Consider the following 18,508-nt stretch of genomic DNA (forward strand, 5'->3'; position numbering starts at 1 on the left):
TCAGGGCTCTTTAAGTGTGAAATTCATCCAGTCAGGCAAAAATCTTCCCCTTACTGACGCGTTTTCAGCCAGTTTTCGATAAAGTCAGCCACGTTAACCGGCTGATTAATATCGAGAAGAGGGATGTTAATCGCTAATTCCGCATCGCTTGCCAGCGCAATCACGTATTCATCCAGTAAATCAGCAACTTCACCTTTTACACCATGCCGCCACAGCGCGATTTTGGGTACAGGCTCATCTTTAAATCCTTCAACCAGTACCAGATCTAGCACTGAACTGTCCATACGTGCGGCTAGTTCCGCTAAATCCAACGGCTGATCAGGGGTTTCGCACATCAATGCCCAATGCTGGCGACGATCACTTGATCGGCACCTGCTTTTCGCAGCAAATAGCTGTCTTTTCCCGGCGTATCGATATCCATTTGATGATGAGTATGTTTAATTAACCCTGAACGAATACCGCGTGCCTTAAGCAGCGGAATCACCTGCTGCAACAAGGTAGTTTTCCCGGTGCCGCTCCATGCCACAATCGCCAGTAAAGGCACGCCCATCAATGATCTTCCTCATTCACTAAATCTTCAGGTGTATTGATGTTGCGAAACGCAGACTCTGGATCCGCAAACGTCACCGCATGCCCACCATGCTCACGTAAAAACTGCATCAAACGCCGCTCACCCCGGAGCAGCCAGGCTTCCAGATCGTTGGCCAAGGATCGATTAATCAGTGCCAATGCAGGATGATCGCGCAGTGTGGATCGTACCCACACTGCAGGCGCATCGCCGCGCTGCTGCCATAAACGTGCAACGAAATCCTCTGGCAACCAAGGCGTATCACAGGCACAAAAGGCGACCCACTCGGTCTTACTGTTCTGCAAACCACTCAATATGCCCGCCAGCGGTCCTGGATAATCAGGCATTGAATCCGTCACAACCAGACAGCCGCTAGCCTGATAACGATCAATGTTGCGGTTGGCGCTTATCAACACAATATTGACCTGCGGCACCAATCGCTGCAGAACGTGCTGATAAAGCGGCTGGCCCTGAAGCTCCAGCAGCCCTTTATCCTGACCTCCCATACGACTGCCTTGCCCACCCGCGAGGATCACGCCGGTAAATGCGGTCATTTTCGTCTCCTTAACCATTCTGGACGATACTTGCATAACGGCAGCGTACCACTGCATAGAGGAATCAATAATGAAATATCATCGCCTTAATGAACTGTTCGAGCTCCTGCAACCCGCCTGGCAAAAGGAGTCCGACCTTAACCTGCTGGCATTTTTACAAAAATTGGCGCTGGAATCCGGCTTCAGTGGCCCATTAAGTGAATTAACGGATGATGTATTGATTTACCATCTCAAAATGCGTGATGCCAGCAGCAGTGCTGAAATTCCCGGGCTGAAAAAGGACTATGAAGTGGACTTCAAAACCGCGCTATTACGTGCACGCGGTGTGATTAAGGATGATGAGTAGTGTTATCCTTGCGCATTCCTTGCAACGGTAACATACAGGCAAAATGATGAGCGAAGCCGCCTTTAATTTCCAGACGCTGAACCCCGATGTCATCCTTGATGCACTCTGGGATACCGGTCTGCGTGTCGAATCCGGCTTAACCGCCCTCAATAGCTACGAAAACCGTGTCTATCAGTTCAGCGATGACGATAAACGTCGCTATGTGGCCAAGTTCTATCGCCCACAGCGCTGGAGTGCGCAACAAATCCAGGAAGAACACCAGTTCACGCACGACCTGCTCGCAGATGAAGTGCCCGTGGCGGCACCTATGACATTACAGAGCAGCACGCTGAATCATCATGCCGGTTTTATGTTTGCCGTTTTCCCTAGCCTGGGTGGGCGACAATATGAAACCGATAATGAAGAACAGATGGAATGGGTGGGCCGTTTTCTCGGCCGTATCCATCAAACGGGTCGCCAAAGCCTGTTTCAACAGCGCCCCACTTTCGGTCTGGAAGAGTATGTCTTCCAACCCCGTCAGGAGCTGGAGCAAAGCACGCTGGTGCCGGCTGCCTTGAAGGATGCGCTGCTGAACGCCGTTGATAAACTGAGCGGCACGTTGCAGCAGTGCTGGCACAACAACTGGCAACCGCTCAGGCTGCACGGCGATTGCCATCCAGGCAATATCCTGTGGCGTGATGGCCCGATGTTTGTCGATCTTGATGATGCGCGCAACGGCCCTGCAGTGCAGGATCTGTGGATGCTGGTAAACGGCGATCGTCAGGAGCAGCTGATCCAGTGGGATATTCTGCTGGAAGCTTATAATGAATTCAGTGACTTCGATTTACATGAATTGTCACTGATTGAGCCTTTACGCGCTATGCGCATGGTTTATTATTTGGCCTGGGTGGTACGCCGCTGGCAAGATCCCGCTTTTCCGCGCGCCTTTCCCTGGATGACCGATGAGGATTTCTGGCGCCGACAGATTGCACTATTTATCGAGCAGGAGAAGCTGTTACATCTACCCCCCGTTGCAGCTTAGCCCGCAATTTTAATGAAGTACTCAGGAGATTTTTTCACGATGAAAAAGATTATGTTTGCGCTGGTAGGTTTAATGCTGGCATTTGGCGCCTCAGCGGCACAGTTTAATGACGGTAAACAATTCGTCACGCTGCCAAAGCCGGTTGCTGGCGAGCCACAAGTTCTGGAGTTTTTCTCCTTCTTCTGCCCGCACTGCTACCAGTTTGAACGCGTCTATCACGTAAGTGATGCCGTGAAAAAGAACCTGCCAGCGGACACCAAAGTGACTAAATATCACGTTGATTTCCTCGGCGGAGACTTCGGTCCAGTGGTAACGCAGGCATGGGCTGTGGCAATGGCGCTGGGTGTGGAAAGCAAAGTCACTGCACCGATCTTCGACGGCATTCAGAAAACCCAAACGGTTACCGATGCGGCCAGCCTGAAAGCCACCTTCATCGAGGCGGCGGGTATCTCGTCAGAAGATTATGATGCGGCGTGGAACAGCTTCGCGGTAAAAGCATTGGTTGCACAGCAGCAGAAAGCTGCCGCAGATCTTAATCTGCAGGGTGTACCTGCTATCTTTGTTAACGGTAAATACATGGTTAACAACGGTGGTCTCGATACCAGCTCTATGGATAACTTCGTTGCCGATTATGCCAACGTAGTGAAGTTCCTGGTTGATAAGAAGTAATTAGGCTGCAAAAAGCGCCGACACCGTCGGCGTTTTCACCCCAATTTTAACGCTGCAATAACGATCTCTTTGTTAACCCTCCGCTTAATATCCACATGGACACTCCCACTTTTAAAAAGGCGTAATACGTCACAGTAAGTTCATAACAATATGAATATTAAGTGATTTTATTCGTAATGTGATTGTAATTTACGTAAATAACAATACGTTATGATTTTTACGCACAAAGTTATCCACAGACAGATCCTTGCGATCCGTGCCGCGTTACGACGAAAAAAGATCCCGCCATCCCCGCGCAAATTCAACATTCTTCTCTGGTTGTGGCATCCTTATAGCCTCATTATCGCAACGAAGAAAATACGAACCTATGGCGCAAATTGCAGAAAACCCCCTGATTCTGGTAGACGGCTCCTCTTATCTCTACCGGGCGTATCATGCCTTTCCGCCGCTGACCAACAGTGCAGGCGAGCCCACGGGCGCCATGTACGGTGTGCTCAACATGCTGAAAAGTTTGCTGATGCAGTATCAGCCGAGCCATGTGGCCGTGGTCTTCGATGCGAAAGGTAAAACTTTCCGTGATGAGTTATTTGAGCACTACAAATCGCATCGCCCGCCAATGCCTGACGATCTGCGTGCACAGATTGAACCGTTGCACGAGATGGTTAAAGCGATGGGATTGCCGCTGCTGGCGGTCTCCGGCGTTGAGGCTGACGATGTTATTGGAACGCTGGCGCTGGAAGCCGAGAAGCAGGGCCGTGCGGTGCTGATCAGCACCGGTGATAAAGACATGGCGCAGCTGGTGACGCCGGGCATTACGCTAATCAATACCATGACGAATACCGTGCTTGGCCCGGAAGAGGTTGAGCAGAAATACGGTGTGCCGCCTTCATTGATTATCGATTTCCTCGCCATGATGGGTGACAGCTCAGATAACATTCCTGGCGTGCCGGGCGTGGGTGAGAAAACCGCACAGGCCCTGTTGCAGGGATTGGGTGGTATGCAGTCCATTTACGACAACCTTGAAAAGGTCGCCGATCTCTCGTTCCGTGGCGCAAAAACCATGGCGGCGAAGCTGGAACAGAACCGTGACGTAGCATTCCTTTCCTATCAACTGGCAACGATTAAAACCGACGTTGAACTGGAACTGGGCTGCGATCAGCTGATCGTTAACGAGCCTGATGTGGAAGCACTGCAAAGCCTGTTTGGTCGCTATGAGTTTAAGCGCTGGATCACTGATTTACAGGATGGCACATGGCTGCAGGGGAAAAAGAGCAATGTGAAGGCGCAGAAATCGCTTACCTCTGAGCCTGCAGAAGCGGCGGCAGAAACCACCAGTGTGTTATCCGCTGATGGCTATGTCACCATTCTTGATGAGGCGACCTTCAAGCAATGGCTGAGCAAGCTGAAAGAGGCGGAACTTTTTGCCTTCGATCTGGAAACGGATTCACTGGATAGCTGGAGTGCCCAAATTGTCGGCCTGTCATTTGCTGTCGCTCCGGGCGAGGCGGCTTATCTGCCGGTGGGGCATGACTATCTTGATGCACCCGATCAACTTAACCGCGACGAAGTACTGAAACAGCTGAAACCGTTACTGGAAGATGCCAAAGCGTCGAAGGTGGGGCAAAACCTCAAATACGATCGTGGCGTGTTGAAGAATTACGACATCGAGCTTCAGGGCATCAAATTCGACACCATGCTGGAATCCTACTGCCTCAGCAGCGTGGGCGGTAAGCATGATATGGACAGCCTGTCAGCGCGCTGGCTTAACCATAAAACGGTTACCTTTGAAGAGATTGCCGGTAAAGGAAAAAACCAGCTGACCTTCAACCAGATTGCCGTTGAGCAGGCCGCCCATTATGCCGCAGAGGATGCTGATGTTACTTTGCAGCTGCATTTACAGATGTGGCCAAAGCTGGAGCAGGAAGCCGGTCCAAAGCAGGTGTTTACCGATATCGAAATGCCGCTGGTGACAGTGATTTCACGCATTGAGCGTAACGGCGTATTAATCGATCAGAATATCCTGGCAAAACACTCGCAGGAGCTGACCACGCGTCTGGCTGAACTCGAGCTGAAAGCCCACGAACTGGCGGGCGAGCCGTTTAATCTTTCCTCCACTAAACAGCTGCAAACCATTCTGTTTGAAAAGCAGGGCATCAAGCCCACCAAGAAAACGCCGGGCGGCGCACCATCAACCAGCGAAGAAGTGCTGGCTGAACTGGCGCTGGACTATCCGCTGCCCAAAGTGATTCTGGAACATCGTGGCCTGTCTAAGCTGAAGTCGACCTATACCGACAAACTGCCTTTGATGATTAACCCGATTACCGGCCGTGTGCACACTTCCTATCATCAGGCGGTCACGGCGACCGGACGTCTCTCATCTACCGATCCGAACCTGCAAAACATCCCGGTACGTAATGATGAAGGTCGCCGTATTCGTCAGGCATTTATCGCCGGTGCGGATAAGCGCATTGTGGCTGCCGACTACTCGCAAATTGAGCTGCGCATCATGGCGCATCTGTCGCAGGATAAAGGCCTGCTGGATGCGTTTGCGCAGGGTGAAGATATCCACCGCGCGACGGCGTCAGAGGTATTTGGTGTCGCGTTTGGCAAGGTATCTGGCGAGCAGCGCCGCAGTGCCAAGGCGATTAACTTTGGCCTGATTTACGGCATGAGCGCATTCGGGTTGTCACGTCAGCTCAATATTGGCGCCGGCGAAGCGAAAAAGTATATGGATCTCTACTTTGAGCGTTACCCGGGCGTATTGCGCTATATGGAGGAAACGCGCGCGCAGGCCGCGGAGAAGGGTTACGTTGAGACCCTGGATGGCCGTCGTCTGTGGTTGCCCGATATCAACGCCAGTAATGCCATTCGTCGTAAAGCGGCCGAGCGTGCGGCGATTAACGCACCGATGCAAGGCACTGCAGCAGACATTATCAAACGCGCAATGATTGCTGTGGATGGCTGGCTGCTGCAACAGCAGGGTGACGATGTGAAGATGATCATGCAGGTGCACGATGAACTGGTGTTTGAGATCCACAAGGATGCTGTGGAGAGTGCCAGCGCGAAGATCCGTGAGCTGATGGAGAGCAGCATGAAACTGGATGTCCCGTTGCAGGTTGAAGTCGGCACGGGTGATAACTGGGATCAGGCACACTGATAAAATGATGTCAGCGGTTTATCCAAACCGCTGGCAACGTCATAAGAAAAAAGTTTACTTAATCGGTTCAGCAACGGGGTAAAGCCGCTTGTTAAATGCGCGTTTTGTAACTGCCTATCGGCTAAGCATTTTTTTAGTAATTAAACTACATGCCTTAAGCCAAAGTGTGACGAATACGGTAAAAAAGATGTCGAATCCTGAAACTTAACCACAAAAAACCCTTTGTAGGTCGGGGAAAATCAGGTAAAGTTCATCGCGTAGGGTACAGAGGTAAGATGTTCTATCTTTCAGACCTTTTACTTCACGTAATCGGATTTGGCTGAATATTTAGCCGCCCCAGTCATTTATGACTGGGGCGTTTTTATTGGGCTTTATCTGAAAAAACGGGCTGAAAACCCGCTTTAGACCTTATTCAGATAACGCTTCGCCATCACCTTCCTGCGCCGGTTCCAATTCACTGAACCAGCTATCCAGTTTCTGACGAACAATATCCACGCCGATTTTCTTGAGTGATGAGAACATTTCTACCTGCACATCACCCACAAAGCCCAATGCCGCTTCGCGCACCAGTTTGAGTTGCGCTTTGCGTGCACCTGATGCCAGTTTATCCGCTTTAGTTAACAGCACCAGTACGGGAATGCCGCTCTGCAGTGCCCACTCAATCATGTTTTGATCGAGGTCTTTAAGGGGATGGCGGATATCCATCAGGACCACCAGGCCTTTCAGAGCCTGACGCTTCTGCAAATATTCAGACAGCGCGCGCTGCCATTTGCGCTTCATCTCTTCCGGAACTTCGGCGTAGCCATAGCCCGGTAAATCGACCAGGGTTTTCCCCTCGACCACCTGAAACAGGTTAATGAGCTGAGTACGCCCCGGCGTTTTACTGGTTCGCGCCAGGCCTTTCTGGTTGGTGATGGTATTTAACGCGCTGGATTTGCCTGCATTAGAGCGTCCGGCAAAGGCGACCTCAATGCCCACATCCGCCGGTAAATGGCGAATATCCGGGGCGCTAAGCACGAAATGGGTCATGTGATAATTCAAAGCAGACAAAGTAAAACTCCAGCAGAGTGATTCGGCAATTGGGCTGATTATACCTGTTATGGCGCAAAAGTGCCCGATGGCGTCTTAACGCGCCATTTTGTAAGAGATATAGGATTGTTACTGCCAGCCATTACCGTTTAATAGAATCTTCATAAGTTATTAAGTTGATTATTTTCAATTGGTTATATTTGCGACATGAATTATGTCTTCAAATTACCCTCACACCTCACTTGTTCATTTTACTGATTGGTCTACATTTGGTGTCAGTGCACGGCAGCACCCATCAGGAAGATGCGCTCAGGAGTGTCGGGGATGACCAGGAGCTTGGCAGGACGTGATTCAGGCAAGAGTCGAACAGGGAAAAGGATTACTCGCAGGAGCGATGTGGCGAGGGAACAACCGGGACGTTGTGAGCCGTAAAGGATTTATACCGTTATTCCTTCGGTAGAAGGTGCGAAATAAGGCGATAGCATAGGCTATCGCCTTTTTTCTTTGTCTTCTTTCTGCTAGATTTCGCCGCAATTCTATACTGAAGAAAAATCACCGAGACCGGACATCATGAAGCAACCTGCACCAGCCCAGCGTGGCAAACCTGCTAAAGCTAAACGCAAATCGCGTGAAGAACTGAACCAGGAAGCGCGCGATCGCAAACGCGATAAAAAGCACAGCGGCCTCAAAGCGGGCAACCGTGCTAACCCGGAAACGAAAGGTGCTGGCAAAGGCCAGGGCCAGAAAAATGCGGACCCACGTACCGGCAGTAAAAAACCGGTTGCGCTGGTGGCCGATGGAAAAACGCAGCCGGAGAAAAAACCTGCGGCTACAGTGAAGCCAAAAGCCGAAAAGGTCCGTCTGACACCAGAAGAAGAATTAGCAAAACTGGAAAATGACGAGCGTCTGGACACCTTGCTGGATCGTCTGGAAAGTGGTGAGACACTCAGCGCTGAAGATCAGGCATGGCTCGATCAGACGCTGGATCGCATTGACGAGCTGATGGAAGCCCTTGGCATCGCCCTGGATGACGGCGCTGAAGATGAGCAGGCCGAAGTGGATATGATGCGCTTGCTGAAGGGCAACTAAGGCATATTTTGATCGGCATGTGCTTTTGCGCATGCCGCGCTAAACAGGTATTCGCTGATGCTTTGGCCTGGATCAATTTTAGCGCTGCTACTGACATGTTATCTCCTGTGGTTATTGTTTAAACTTCGTCGCCTGTCGCGTCTGAAGTCGCGTTTACGCCGGCGTTCGGCTCACCGCTATCTCTCCTCTTCTGCCACGCGACCCTCTCTCAGACGACGTCACCGTAAGGAGTGAGCATGTCATCGCAGCAGATTGAATGGGACCAGCGGCTGATTGAAAAATACAATTACGCGGGTCCGCGTTACACCTCCTATCCCACTGCGCTGGAGTTCAATGAGCACTTTGGCGAAGCAAACTTCCAGTCTGCGGTTGAACGTTACCCTGAACGCTCTCTGTCGCTGTATGTCCATATCCCGTTCTGCCATCGCCTTTGCTACTTCTGCGGCTGTAATAAGATTGTGACGCGCCAGCTGCACAAGGCTGACCGTTATCTTGATGTGCTTGAACAGGAGATCCGCCAGCGTGCGCCGCTGTTTGCCGGACGCCGCGTCACGCAGTTGCACTGGGGCGGCGGCACGCCAACCTTCCTCAATCAGGCTCAGGTCAGCCGGCTGGTGGCACTGCTGCGTGGTCATTTTGCTCTCGCAGATGACGTTGAGATGTCGATTGAGGTCGATCCACGCGAAATTGAGCTGGAGATGATCGATCATCTGCGCGCCGAAGGTTTTAACCGCCTGAGTATGGGTGTGCAGGACTTCAATAAAGCGGTGCAGGCGCGCGTCAATCGCGTGCAGGATGAAGAGACTATCTTTGGGCTGGTCGAGCGTGCACGTGCGCGAGGATTCCGCTCAGTGAGCCTGGATCTGATTTACGGCCTGCCTCTGCAAACCCCAGAAAGTTTTGCCTTCACTTTACAGCGGGTGATTGCGCTGAATCCCGACCGTCTCAGCGTATTCAACTACGCGCACATGCCTGCCTTGTTCGCTGCACAACGCAAAATCAAAGATGATGAGTTACCTGGCGCGGAACAAAAACTGCAAATTCTGCAGCAAACCATTACTGCCTTAACTGAAGCGGGTTATCAGTTCATCGGTATGGATCACTTTGCCAAACCTGATGACGAGCTGGCGATCGCGCAGCGTGCGGGTGAACTGCACCGCAATTTTCAGGGTTACACCACGCAAGGCGAGACCGAGCTGGTTGGATTTGGTGTCTCGGCGATCAGTATGCTGGGAGACAGTTACGCGCAGAACCAAAAAGAGCTGAAGGCTTACTACGCCAGCGTGGAGCACAGCGGGAACGCGCTGTGGCGTGGTTTGACCTTGAGCGATGATGACGGCCTACGCCGTGATGTCATCAAAACGCTGATCTGTAATTTCTCAATAGATTTTGCGGCGATAGAAGCGCAGTGGCCGATCACCTTCGAAACGTATTTTGCGGACGATTTAGCGTTACTGGCGCCTTTGATGGCGGATGGTTTGCTGGAACGGCGCGGGCGCAGTCTGCAGGTCACGGGGATTGGACGTTTATTGATTCGTAATATCTGTATGTGCTTTGACCGCTATCTGCGCCAAAAGGCACGGATGCAGCAATTCTCGCGGGTGATATAAAAACAGGGGAGCATGTCGCTCCCCTGATTCCCACCTATTCCATTCCCAGCTCTTTCAGTTTACGCGTCAGAGTATTACGACCCCAACCGAGCAAACGTGCGGCTTCCTGCTTATGTCCCTGAGTGTGACGCAGGGCGGTGGTGAGCAGGGTGCGCTCCATCTCCGGCTGCGCTTCAGAGAGCAGGTTTGATGACCGGAACGCAGCGCGCGGTCCGCCCATTGTGCCAGCAGGGTGGCCCAGCTGTCCGGCAGAGACTGCACCGGGTTATCCGGCGTGCTCGACTCAAACAGTTCCGGCGGCAGATCCTGAATCAACACTTCCTGGCCCGCTGCCATCACGGTTAACCAGCGGCAGGTGTTTTCCAGCTGGCGCACGTTACCGGACCAATGCAGACGCGTCAGCGCGGTTTCAGTTTCCGGATGCAGAATCTTCGCTTCGACGCCCAGCTCACGCGCGGCGACTTGCAGGAAGTAGCGCGCCAAACGTGGAATATCTTCGCGACGCTCGCGCAGCGGCGGTAAGTGCACGCGAATCACGTTCAGGCGATGGAACAGATCCTCACGGAACTTGCCTTCCTGCACGCGCAGCTCAAGGTTTTGGTGGGTTGCCGCGATAATACGCACATCCACTTTCACCGGTGCATAGCCGCCCACGCGATAGAACTGGCCATCGGCCAACACGCGCAGCAAGCGGGTTTGCACATCGAGCGGCATATCACCGATCTCATCGAGGAACAGCGTGCCACCATCAGCCTGCTCAAAACGGCCCTGACGAATCTGGTTCGCTCCGGTAAACGCCCCTTTCTCGTGACCGAACAGTTCGGATTCGATCAGGTCTTTCGGGATTGCTGCCATATTCAGCGCGATAAACGGTGATTTGGCGCGCGGGCTATGACGATGCAGCGCGTGCGCCACCAACTCTTTACCGGTACCGGATTCGCCGTTAATCAATACGCTAATGGATGAGCGCGACAAACGGCCAATAATACGAAACACATCCTGCATCGCTGGCGCTTCGCCAATGATGTCGGTTGTCGGGCCGCTGACCGGCTGATTACGCGGCTGCTGCTGTTCCTGATAGTGGCTGATCGCACGCTCAACCAGCGCGACGGCTTCGTCAATATCAAACGGCTTGGGCAGGTAATCGAACGCACCTTGCTGGTAAGCGCTCACCGCAGCATCCAGATCCGAATGCGCGGTCATAATGATCACCGGCAACATCGGATGGCGCTGTTTAATCTGTTTCAGCAGCGCCAGTCCATCCATGCCCGGCATGCGAATATCCGATAACAATACATCTGGGGTTTTGGTCGAGAGCGCATCCAGCACCTCGCTGGCGCTGTCAAAGGTGGCGCAGCTTAAACCGGCTCCAGTGAGCGCACGTTCGAGCACCCAGCGGATGGAGCTATCGTCATCGACGATCCAGACTATCCCTCGTTGCATAGAAACCTCACTGGCGAATAGGCAGGTAGACCGAGAATTCGGTGTGTCCTGGCCAACTGTTAAATTCTATTTTTCCTGAATGCTGATCGATCAGACTGCGGGCGATGGAGAGACCTAAACCGGTGCCTCCTTCGCGTCCGCTGACCATCGGATAGAACAGCGTGTCCTGTAGCTGAGCAGGAATGCCAGGGCCATCATCTTCAATATCAATACGTGCTACCAGGCGATAACGCGTGCCGTGCAGCGTCAGCTGAAACGCGGTGCGCGTGCGGATCACGATAGTGCCGCCCTCGTCACCCAGCGCCTGCAACGCATTACGCACCACGTTAAGCAGCACCTGTTCTATCTGATCGGGATCGTGTGGCAGCTCGGGCAGGCTTGGGTCGTAATCACGCACTAGCGAGACATTGTCCGGCAACTCCATCGAGACCAGATTCACCACGCGTTCAGCCACCTGATGAATGCTTTGTGTCACGTGCATACCCGGCTGTTGTGGCCCAAGTAAGCGATCAACCAGATTACGCAGGCGGTCTGCCTGTTCGATAATAATTCGGGTGTATTCATGCAGCGACGGATCGGGCAGGGCACGCGTTAATAACTGCGCTGCGCCACGTAATCCCCCTAACGGGTTTTTAATTTCATGTGCCAGTCCGCGCACTAAATCACGGGCGGCAACCTGCTGTGCATGTTGCAACTGTTCCTGGCTCAGGCGACGTTGATTATCCATCGGCGCCATTTCCAGCAGAATAAGGCCTTCGGGTAAGCGCTGCGCGGTCAGCGACATAATGTGCGCGCGGCCGTCGACCACTAAGGTGACTTCGCTGTCGGTAAAGCCCTGGCCCGCTCCAAGACTCTCGCTCATCACCTCAATATTCAGCGAAAAATAGCCGGTTAATTCCGGTAATGGCGTGCCGAACAATTTGCGTGAGCTTTGCGCCAGTAATTGCTGTGCCGCCGGGTTGGCGTAATGGATAACCAGATCGTTATCGACCAGCAAAATACTGTTGATTAGAGAGTTAAGAATCTGCCCCGCGTCGGGCAGTGTGCCAGTTGCCATACAGCGTTCCTCTGCACTAAGTTAGTGCATTATAGCCTTTTGGGACTGAAAACTATCATTCGAACGATGAATTCGCGGTGAAAAAAGCCCATCCGGAGATGGGCTAAAGTTTCCACGGCAACAAAAAAACGTTCAGGTTATTCACGCCGCCAATCAGCAGCGTGAAATGCGCTGAAATTTTTTAAATTAAACGCTGTAGTACAGTTCAAACTCAACTGGGTGCGGAGTCATGCGCACGCGGTCAACATCTGGCTTAAGCAGCTCGATGTACGCGTCGATAGCGTCATCAGTGAACACGCCGCCACGGGTCAGGAACTCGCGGTCTTCGTTCAGTGCGTTCAGGGCTTCTTCCAGAGAGCCTGCAACTTTTGGAATCTCAGCTTCTTCTTCCGGTGGCAGGTCATACAGGTTTTGTCCATCGCATCGCCAGGGTGGATCTTGTTGATGATGCCATCAAGACCGGCCATCAGCAGCGCGGTGAATGCCAGGTATGGGTTAGCCGCTGGATCCGGGAAGCGCGCTTCGATACGACGTGCTTTCGGGCTCGCAACCACTGGGATACGAATAGACGCTGAACGGTTACGTGCTGAGTAAGCCAGCATGACCGGTGCTTCGTAGCCTGGGACCAGACGCTTGTAAGAGTTGGTGGTTGGGTTCGCCAGGGCGTTGATCGCTTTAGCGTGCTTGATAACACCACCAATGTAGAACAGCGCAGCTTCAGACAGGCCGCCGTATTTGTCGCCAGAGAACAGGTTCACGCCGCCTTTTGACAGGGACATGTGGCAGTGCATACCAGAACCGTTATCGCCGAACATTGGCTTAGGCATGAAGGTCGCGGTTTTGTTGTACGCGTGAGCAACGTTGTGCACCACGTATTTGTAGATCTGAATTTCGTCAGCTTTTTTGGTCATGGTATTGAAGCGGGTTGCCACTTCGTTCTGACCAGCAGTTGCGACTTCGTGGTGATGGGCTTCAACCACCAGACCCATCTGCTCCATGGTCAGACACATGGCAGAACGGATGTCCTGTCCTGAATCAACCGGTGGCACTGGGAAGTAACCGCCTTTCAGACCTGGACGGTGACCTTTGTTACCGCCTTCGTACGCTTTACCGGTGTTCCATGCTGCTTCGATATCGTCGATAGCAACGTGTGAACCTGAGGTAGAAGAACCGAAACGGATGTCATCGAACAGGAAGAACTCTGGCTCTGGTCCAAACAGCACGGTATCCGCGATGCCGGAAGAACGCAGGAACTCTTCTGCACGCTTAGCAATGGAGCGTGGGTCACGATCGTAACCTTGCAGTGTACCTGGCTCGAGGATGTCACAGCGGATGATCAGCGTAGAATCTTCGAAGAACGGATCCATAACCGCAGTGGTAGCATCCGGCATCAGCACCATGTCTGATTCGTTAATGCCTTTCCAGCCACCGATGGAAGAGCCATCGAACATTTTGCCTTCTTCGAAGAAGTCAGCGTTAACCTGGTGAGCAGGAATAGTAACGTGCTGTTCTTTACCTTTGGTATCGGTAAAACGCAGGTCAACAAACTTAACTTCGTGCTCGTTCATCATCGAGAGGACGTGTTCAGCGGACATACTTAAACTCTCCTGGAATGGTCATAATCGTCATGGTGAGAGAACTTCGTTGCCTGGAATGTGTCACGCCTACTGACCACCCCTAACCAAGATCTCGGCAAGCTCTTTCAACCGTTTCATAACTGTCGTTTTCGCTTAAAATAGTTAAAGCGAATTCTGTGCCAACTTTATTACAATGGTGAAAATGGCGCTGTGGCGCGCTCTTAAGTGAGTCGGCCACTGCACCAGTATGGATGACGCGCACCAGTTTGGTGCTTCATCGATGAAATTGCGCCCTAAAAAGGTGCAAAACACCATCTCAGTGCAGATTAATGCACCGTTATTGGTGTTAAAAAACAGCACTACGAGAAACTTTAAGGGAATACTGTGATCATGTTCAGTCTTTCGCTTAATCCGTGTACAATACCGCGTTATTTCTATAATGCCTGAGGCAAAGCTGTGATCGAAAATTTGCGTAACATCGCCATCATCGCGCACGTTGACCATGGTAAGACCACCCTGGTTGACAAGCTGCTGCAACAGTCCGGTACTTTTGATGCTCGTACCGAAGCGACTGAGCGCGTAATGGACTCCAACGATTTGGAGAAAGAGCGTGGGATTACCATCCTCGCAAAAAACACCGCCATCAAATGGAACGACTACCGTATCAACATCGTTGATACCCCAGGACACGCCGACTTCGGTGGTGAAGTGGAACGTGTTATGTCCATGGTGGACTCGGTGCTGCTGGTTGTAGATGCGATGGATGGCCCTATGCCGCAAACCCGCTTCGTAACCAAGAAAGCGTTTGCTCATGGTTTGAAGCCGATTGTAGTTATCAACAAAGTTGACCGTCCGGGCGCGCGCCCTGATTGGGTTGTTGATCAGGTATTCGACCTGTTCGTTAACCTGGACGCGACTGACGAGCAGCTGGACTTCCCTATCATCTTCGCTTCAGCGTTGAATGGTATCGCCGGTCTGGAACATACCGACATGGCTGACGACATGACCCCGCTGTACCAGGCGATTGTTGATCATGTGTCTCCACCACAGGTTGAAGTTGAAGCACCACTGCAGATGCAGATCTCGCAGCTGGACTACAACAACTACCTGGGTGTTATCGGTATCGGCCGCATCAAGCGCGGTACGGTTAAGCCGAACCAGCAGGTCACTATCATTGATAGCGAAGGCAAAACCCGTAACGGTAAAGTCGGTAAAGTACTGGGCCACCTCGGTCTGGAGCGTATCGAAAGCACCCTGGCGGAAGCAGGCGATATCATTGCTATCACCGGTCTGGGCGAGCTGAACATCTCTGACACCATCTGCGACACGCAGAAAGTGGAAGCGCTGCCAGCCCTGAGCGTCGATGAACCAACCGTAACCATGTTCTTCAACGTCAACACTTCACCTTTCTGCGGTAAAGAAGGTAAGTTCGTGACCTCGCGCCAGATCCTGGAGCGTCTGAACAAAGAACTGGTTCACAACGTGGCTCTGCGCGTTGAAGAAACAGAAGACTCGGATGCATTCCGCGTGTCTGGCCGTGGCGAGCTGCACTTGTCAGTGTTGATCGAAAACATGCGTCGTGAAGGTTTCGAACTGGCGGTATCCCGTCCGAAAGTTATCTTCCGTGAATTCGAAGGCCGTAAGCAAGAGCCATTCGAAAACGTGACCCTCGACATCGAAGAAACCCATCAGGGTTCTGTGATGCAAGCGATGGGCGAGCGTAAAGGCGACCTGAAAAACATGGATCCAGATGGCAAAGGCCGTGTACGTCTCGACTACATGATCCCAAGCCGTGGTCTGATCGGTTTCCGTAACGAATTCATGACCATGACTTCTGGTACGGGTCTGCTGTACTCCACCTTTAGCCATTACGACGACGTTCGTCCGGGCGAAGTGGGCCAGCGTCAGAACGGCGTGCTGATCTCTAACGGCCAGGGTAAAGCGGTAGCGTTCGCCCTGTTCAGCCTGCAGGATCGCGGCAAGTTGTTCCTGGGTCACGGTGCGGAAGTGTATGAAGGCCAGATCATCGGTATTCACAGCCGTTCTAACGACCTGACAGTTAACTGCCTGACCGGTAAGAAACTGACCAACATGCGTGCATCAGGTACTGACGAAGCGACCACTCTGGTTCCACCGCAGAAAATGACGCTGGAGCAGGCTATCGAGTTCATCGATGATGACGAACTGGTAGAAGTGACTCCGCAGTCAGTCCGTATTCGTAAACGTCACCTGACCGAGAACGACCGTAAGCGTTCTTCTCGCGGCAGCAAAGACTAAGCGAAACAGTCTGATATTTAAGCCCCGCACTGCGGGGCTTTTTTACGCCTGAAACCCGCTGAAACACTCGCTTTCTGAATATTGCCCTCGCTTCCAAAATCCTGATTTACACCCCCTCGTACCTGTTCAGCACCGCTTTTTGCCGCTAGAGTGAATGATCCAGGGAATAGAAGGAGAGGCGTCATGCTGTACATCTTTGATTTAGGCAATGTGATTGTTGATATCGATTTTAATCGAGTGCTCGGCGTCTGGAGTGACCTGGGACGTGTGCCGCTGGCGACCTTACAAAGTCGCTTCCAGATGGATGAGGCGTTCGAGAAACATGAACGCGGTGAAATCAGCGATCCTGAATTTGCGGCGCGCATTTGTGATCAACTGGATATCGCACTGAGCTATCCGCAATTCACGGCGGGCTGGCAAGCGGTGTTCGTGGATGTTCGTCCGGAAACGCTGGCCATCATGAACGCTCTACGCGCGAAAGGTGAACGGGTGGTTATCCTCTCTAACACCAACCAGCTGCATTTTGAATTTTGGCCGACACAATATCCTGACGTACAGCAAGCGGCTGACCACGTCTACATGTCGCAAGACATTGGCATGCGCAAACCGGAAGCCCGCATCTATCAATATGTGCTTGAGCACGAAGGCTATACCGCCGATCAGGCCGTGTTTTTTGATGATAATCGCGCCAACATCGACGCGGCCCGCGCTTTAGGGATTGAGAGCGTGCTGGTGGAAGACGCGAAAACCGTGCCGGACTGGTTTGCGAGCCGTCGCTGAGTGGTGACACGTAACCATTTGCGCCATTCGGCGCACGCGTTTTTCCTGTGGGTCAAACTGCTGTGGCGCCGCGTTGATGAAGACAACATGACGACGCAGGCCGGGAATCTGGCCTACGTCTCATTGCTGGCTTTGGTTCCGCTGATTGCCGTGGTATTTGCCCTTTTCGCCGCTTTTCCGATGTTTTCTGACATCAGCGTCCAGCTTAAGCACTTCATCTTCAGCAACTTTATGCCGGCAGCCGGTGACATCATTCAGCGTTATCTCGACCAGTTTGTGGCCAACGTGAATAAGATGACGGCGGTGGGTATCGTCGGATTGATCGTTACCGCGCTGCTGCTGATGCACTCGGTGGACAGTGCGCTCAACGCGATCTGGCGCAGTGATAAACCACGGCCGATGGTGTACTCCTTTGCCGTCTACTGGATGATCCTGACGCTGGGCCCGATACTTGCCGGTGCCAGTCTGGCCATCAGCTCTTACTTGTTATCGCTGCGCTGGGTGAATGTCACCGGCGTAACCAGCCTTGTCGATCAGGTGTTACGTATCTTCCCTTTGGTGCTCGCCATCCTCGCCTTCTGGTTGCTCTACAGCATCGTCCCGACACGCCGAGTGCCGACGCGGGATGCGCTGATTGGGGCGATCGTTGCGGGATTACTGTTCGAGTTGGGCAAAAAGGGGTTTGCGCTCTATGTTACGATGTTCCCTTCGTATCAATTAATTTACGGCGTACTGGCAGTCATCCCGATCCTGTTTTTATGGGTTTACTGGACCTGGTGTATTGTGTTGTTAGGCGCGGAAATCACCGTCACCCTTGATGACTATCGCCAGCTAAAACAGCAGGAACGCGAAAAAGAACGAGAGGAAACATGATTGCTTTGATTCAGCGCGTCAGTCGCGCCAGTGTCGTGGTCGATGACGCGACAGTGGGCGAAATTGGTGCCGGTTTGCTGGTGTTATTAGGGGTGGAGAAGGGCGATGACGAGCAAAAAGCACAGCGCTTATCCGAGCGCGTGCTGGGTTACCGCATCTTCGGTGATGAGAACGACAAAATGAACCTGAACGTACAGCAGGCGGGCGGCAGCGTGCTGGTGGTGTCACAGTTCACGCTCGCCGCTGATACCAATAAAGGCATGCGACCTTCCTTCTCCGGTGGCGCGCAACCGGCGGAGGCCGAACGCCTCTACCACTATTTCAGCGAATGCTGCCAGGCGCAGGGCGTAACCACGGCAAACGGGCGTTTTGCCGCCGATATGCAAGTCTCGCTGGTTAACGATGGCCCGGTAACCTTTTGGTTGCAGGTGTGAGGTCTTTAGCCGAGCGGCAAGGGA

Annotated in this window: 13 protein-coding genes and 4 pseudogenes; 11 read left to right on the top strand and 6 right to left on the bottom strand. The window is 52.6% G+C overall.

Features of this window, described 5'->3' with window-relative positions:
• Positions 1-50 precede the first annotated feature (50 nt).
• Both mobB and mobA read right to left on the bottom strand, forming a co-directional pair.
• Positions 51-550 (bottom strand): annotated as a pseudogene (mobB, locus tag HA45_RS17145) (molybdopterin-guanine dinucleotide biosynthesis protein MobB).
• The gene (mobA, locus tag HA45_RS17150) at positions 550-1,122 is read right to left on the bottom strand and encodes a molybdenum cofactor guanylyltransferase MobA (RefSeq protein ID WP_100702064.1); all 573 of its coding nucleotides are present in this window, start codon (positions 1,120-1,122) and stop codon (positions 550-552) included. Before mobA ends, mobB begins: the two are co-directional and overlap by 1 nt.
• 70 nt (positions 1,123-1,192) lie before the next feature.
• Between mobA and HA45_RS17155 the strand changes: the two genes are divergently transcribed.
• From HA45_RS17155 to spfP, 5 genes and pseudogenes are all read left to right on the top strand, one after another.
• On the top strand, positions 1,193-1,468 hold the full coding sequence (locus HA45_RS17155) for a YihD family protein (RefSeq protein WP_100702063.1): 276 nt from the start codon (positions 1,193-1,195) through the stop codon (positions 1,466-1,468).
• Positions 1,469-1,514: 46 nt separating this feature from the next.
• Positions 1,515-2,502: pseudogene (locus tag HA45_RS17160) on the top strand (serine/threonine protein kinase).
• Between the two features lie 26 nt (positions 2,503-2,528).
• Positions 2,529-3,158 (top strand): thiol:disulfide interchange protein DsbA, encoded by a 630-nt coding sequence (dsbA, locus tag HA45_RS17165; RefSeq protein WP_100702061.1) that lies wholly within the window; start codon positions 2,529-2,531, stop codon positions 3,156-3,158.
• Between the two features lie 367 nt (positions 3,159-3,525).
• Complete coding sequence (gene polA / locus HA45_RS17170; RefSeq protein WP_100702060.1) at positions 3,526-6,315, top strand: DNA polymerase I; 2,790 nt, start codon at positions 3,526-3,528, stop codon at positions 6,313-6,315.
• Positions 6,316-6,590: 275 nt separating this feature from the next.
• Positions 6,591-6,638, top strand: a complete 48-nt coding sequence (spfP, locus tag HA45_RS29430) for a small protein SpfP (protein WP_071892919.1) — start codon at positions 6,591-6,593, stop codon at positions 6,636-6,638.
• Positions 6,639-6,723: 85 nt separating this feature from the next.
• Here the strand turns inward: spfP and yihA are convergent, their stop codons facing one another.
• Entirely contained in the window at positions 6,724-7,365 is a 642-nt protein-coding gene (yihA, locus tag HA45_RS17175; protein WP_100702059.1) for a ribosome biogenesis GTP-binding protein YihA/YsxC, read from the bottom strand.
• 549 nt (positions 7,366-7,914) lie between these two features.
• Here yihA and yihI point away from each other — a divergent pair.
• A complete protein-coding gene (gene yihI / locus HA45_RS17180) occupies positions 7,915-8,433 on the top strand; it encodes a Der GTPase-activating protein YihI (RefSeq protein WP_100702057.1) in 519 nt (172 codons plus the stop codon).
• Positions 8,434-8,669: 236 nt separating this feature from the next.
• Positions 8,670-10,043, top strand: coding sequence for an oxygen-independent coproporphyrinogen III oxidase (gene hemN, locus HA45_RS17185; protein ID WP_100702056.1), 1,374 nt, complete (start codon positions 8,670-8,672; stop codon positions 10,041-10,043).
• A gap of 34 nt (positions 10,044-10,077) precedes the next feature.
• On the opposite strand, the pseudogene glnG reads toward hemN, so the two are convergent.
• The 3 genes and pseudogenes from glnG to glnA all read right to left on the bottom strand — a co-directional run.
• Positions 10,078-11,486: pseudogene (glnG, locus tag HA45_RS17190) on the bottom strand (nitrogen regulation protein NR(I)).
• Positions 11,487-11,493: 7 nt separating this feature from the next.
• Complete coding sequence (gene glnL / locus HA45_RS17195) at positions 11,494-12,543, bottom strand: nitrogen regulation protein NR(II) (protein WP_100702054.1); 1,050 nt, start codon at positions 12,541-12,543, stop codon at positions 11,494-11,496.
• Between the two features lie 258 nt (positions 12,544-12,801).
• A pseudogene (gene glnA, locus HA45_RS17200) lies at positions 12,802-14,138 on the bottom strand (glutamate--ammonia ligase); the annotation flags it as partial.
• Between the two features lie 438 nt (positions 14,139-14,576).
• On the opposite strand from glnA, the gene typA reads away from it, so the two are divergent.
• The 4 genes from typA (at position 14,577) to dtd (ending at position 18,484) form a co-directional block, all read left to right on the top strand.
• Positions 14,577-16,397, top strand: coding sequence for a ribosome-dependent GTPase TypA (gene typA, locus HA45_RS17205; RefSeq protein WP_100702051.1), 1,821 nt, complete (start codon positions 14,577-14,579; stop codon positions 16,395-16,397).
• A gap of 183 nt (positions 16,398-16,580) precedes the next feature.
• Positions 16,581-17,177: a glucose-1-phosphatase gene (yihX, locus tag HA45_RS17210; protein WP_100702050.1), complete on the top strand. Its 597-nt coding sequence runs from the start codon at positions 16,581-16,583 to the stop codon at positions 17,175-17,177.
• A gap of 3 nt (positions 17,178-17,180) precedes the next feature.
• On the top strand, positions 17,181-18,050 hold the full coding sequence (locus HA45_RS17215; RefSeq protein WP_420849060.1) for a virulence factor BrkB family protein: 870 nt from the start codon (positions 17,181-17,183) through the stop codon (positions 18,048-18,050).
• Positions 18,047-18,484 (top strand): D-aminoacyl-tRNA deacylase, encoded by a 438-nt coding sequence (dtd, locus tag HA45_RS17220; RefSeq protein WP_100702048.1) that lies wholly within the window; start codon positions 18,047-18,049, stop codon positions 18,482-18,484. The genes HA45_RS17215 and dtd overlap by 4 nt, the downstream gene beginning before the upstream one ends.
• Positions 18,485-18,508: the final 24 nt, after the last annotated feature.

It is taken from the genome of Pantoea rodasii (assembly GCF_002095465.1).
Classification (GTDB): domain Bacteria; phylum Pseudomonadota; class Gammaproteobacteria; order Enterobacterales; family Enterobacteriaceae; genus Pantoea; species Pantoea rodasii.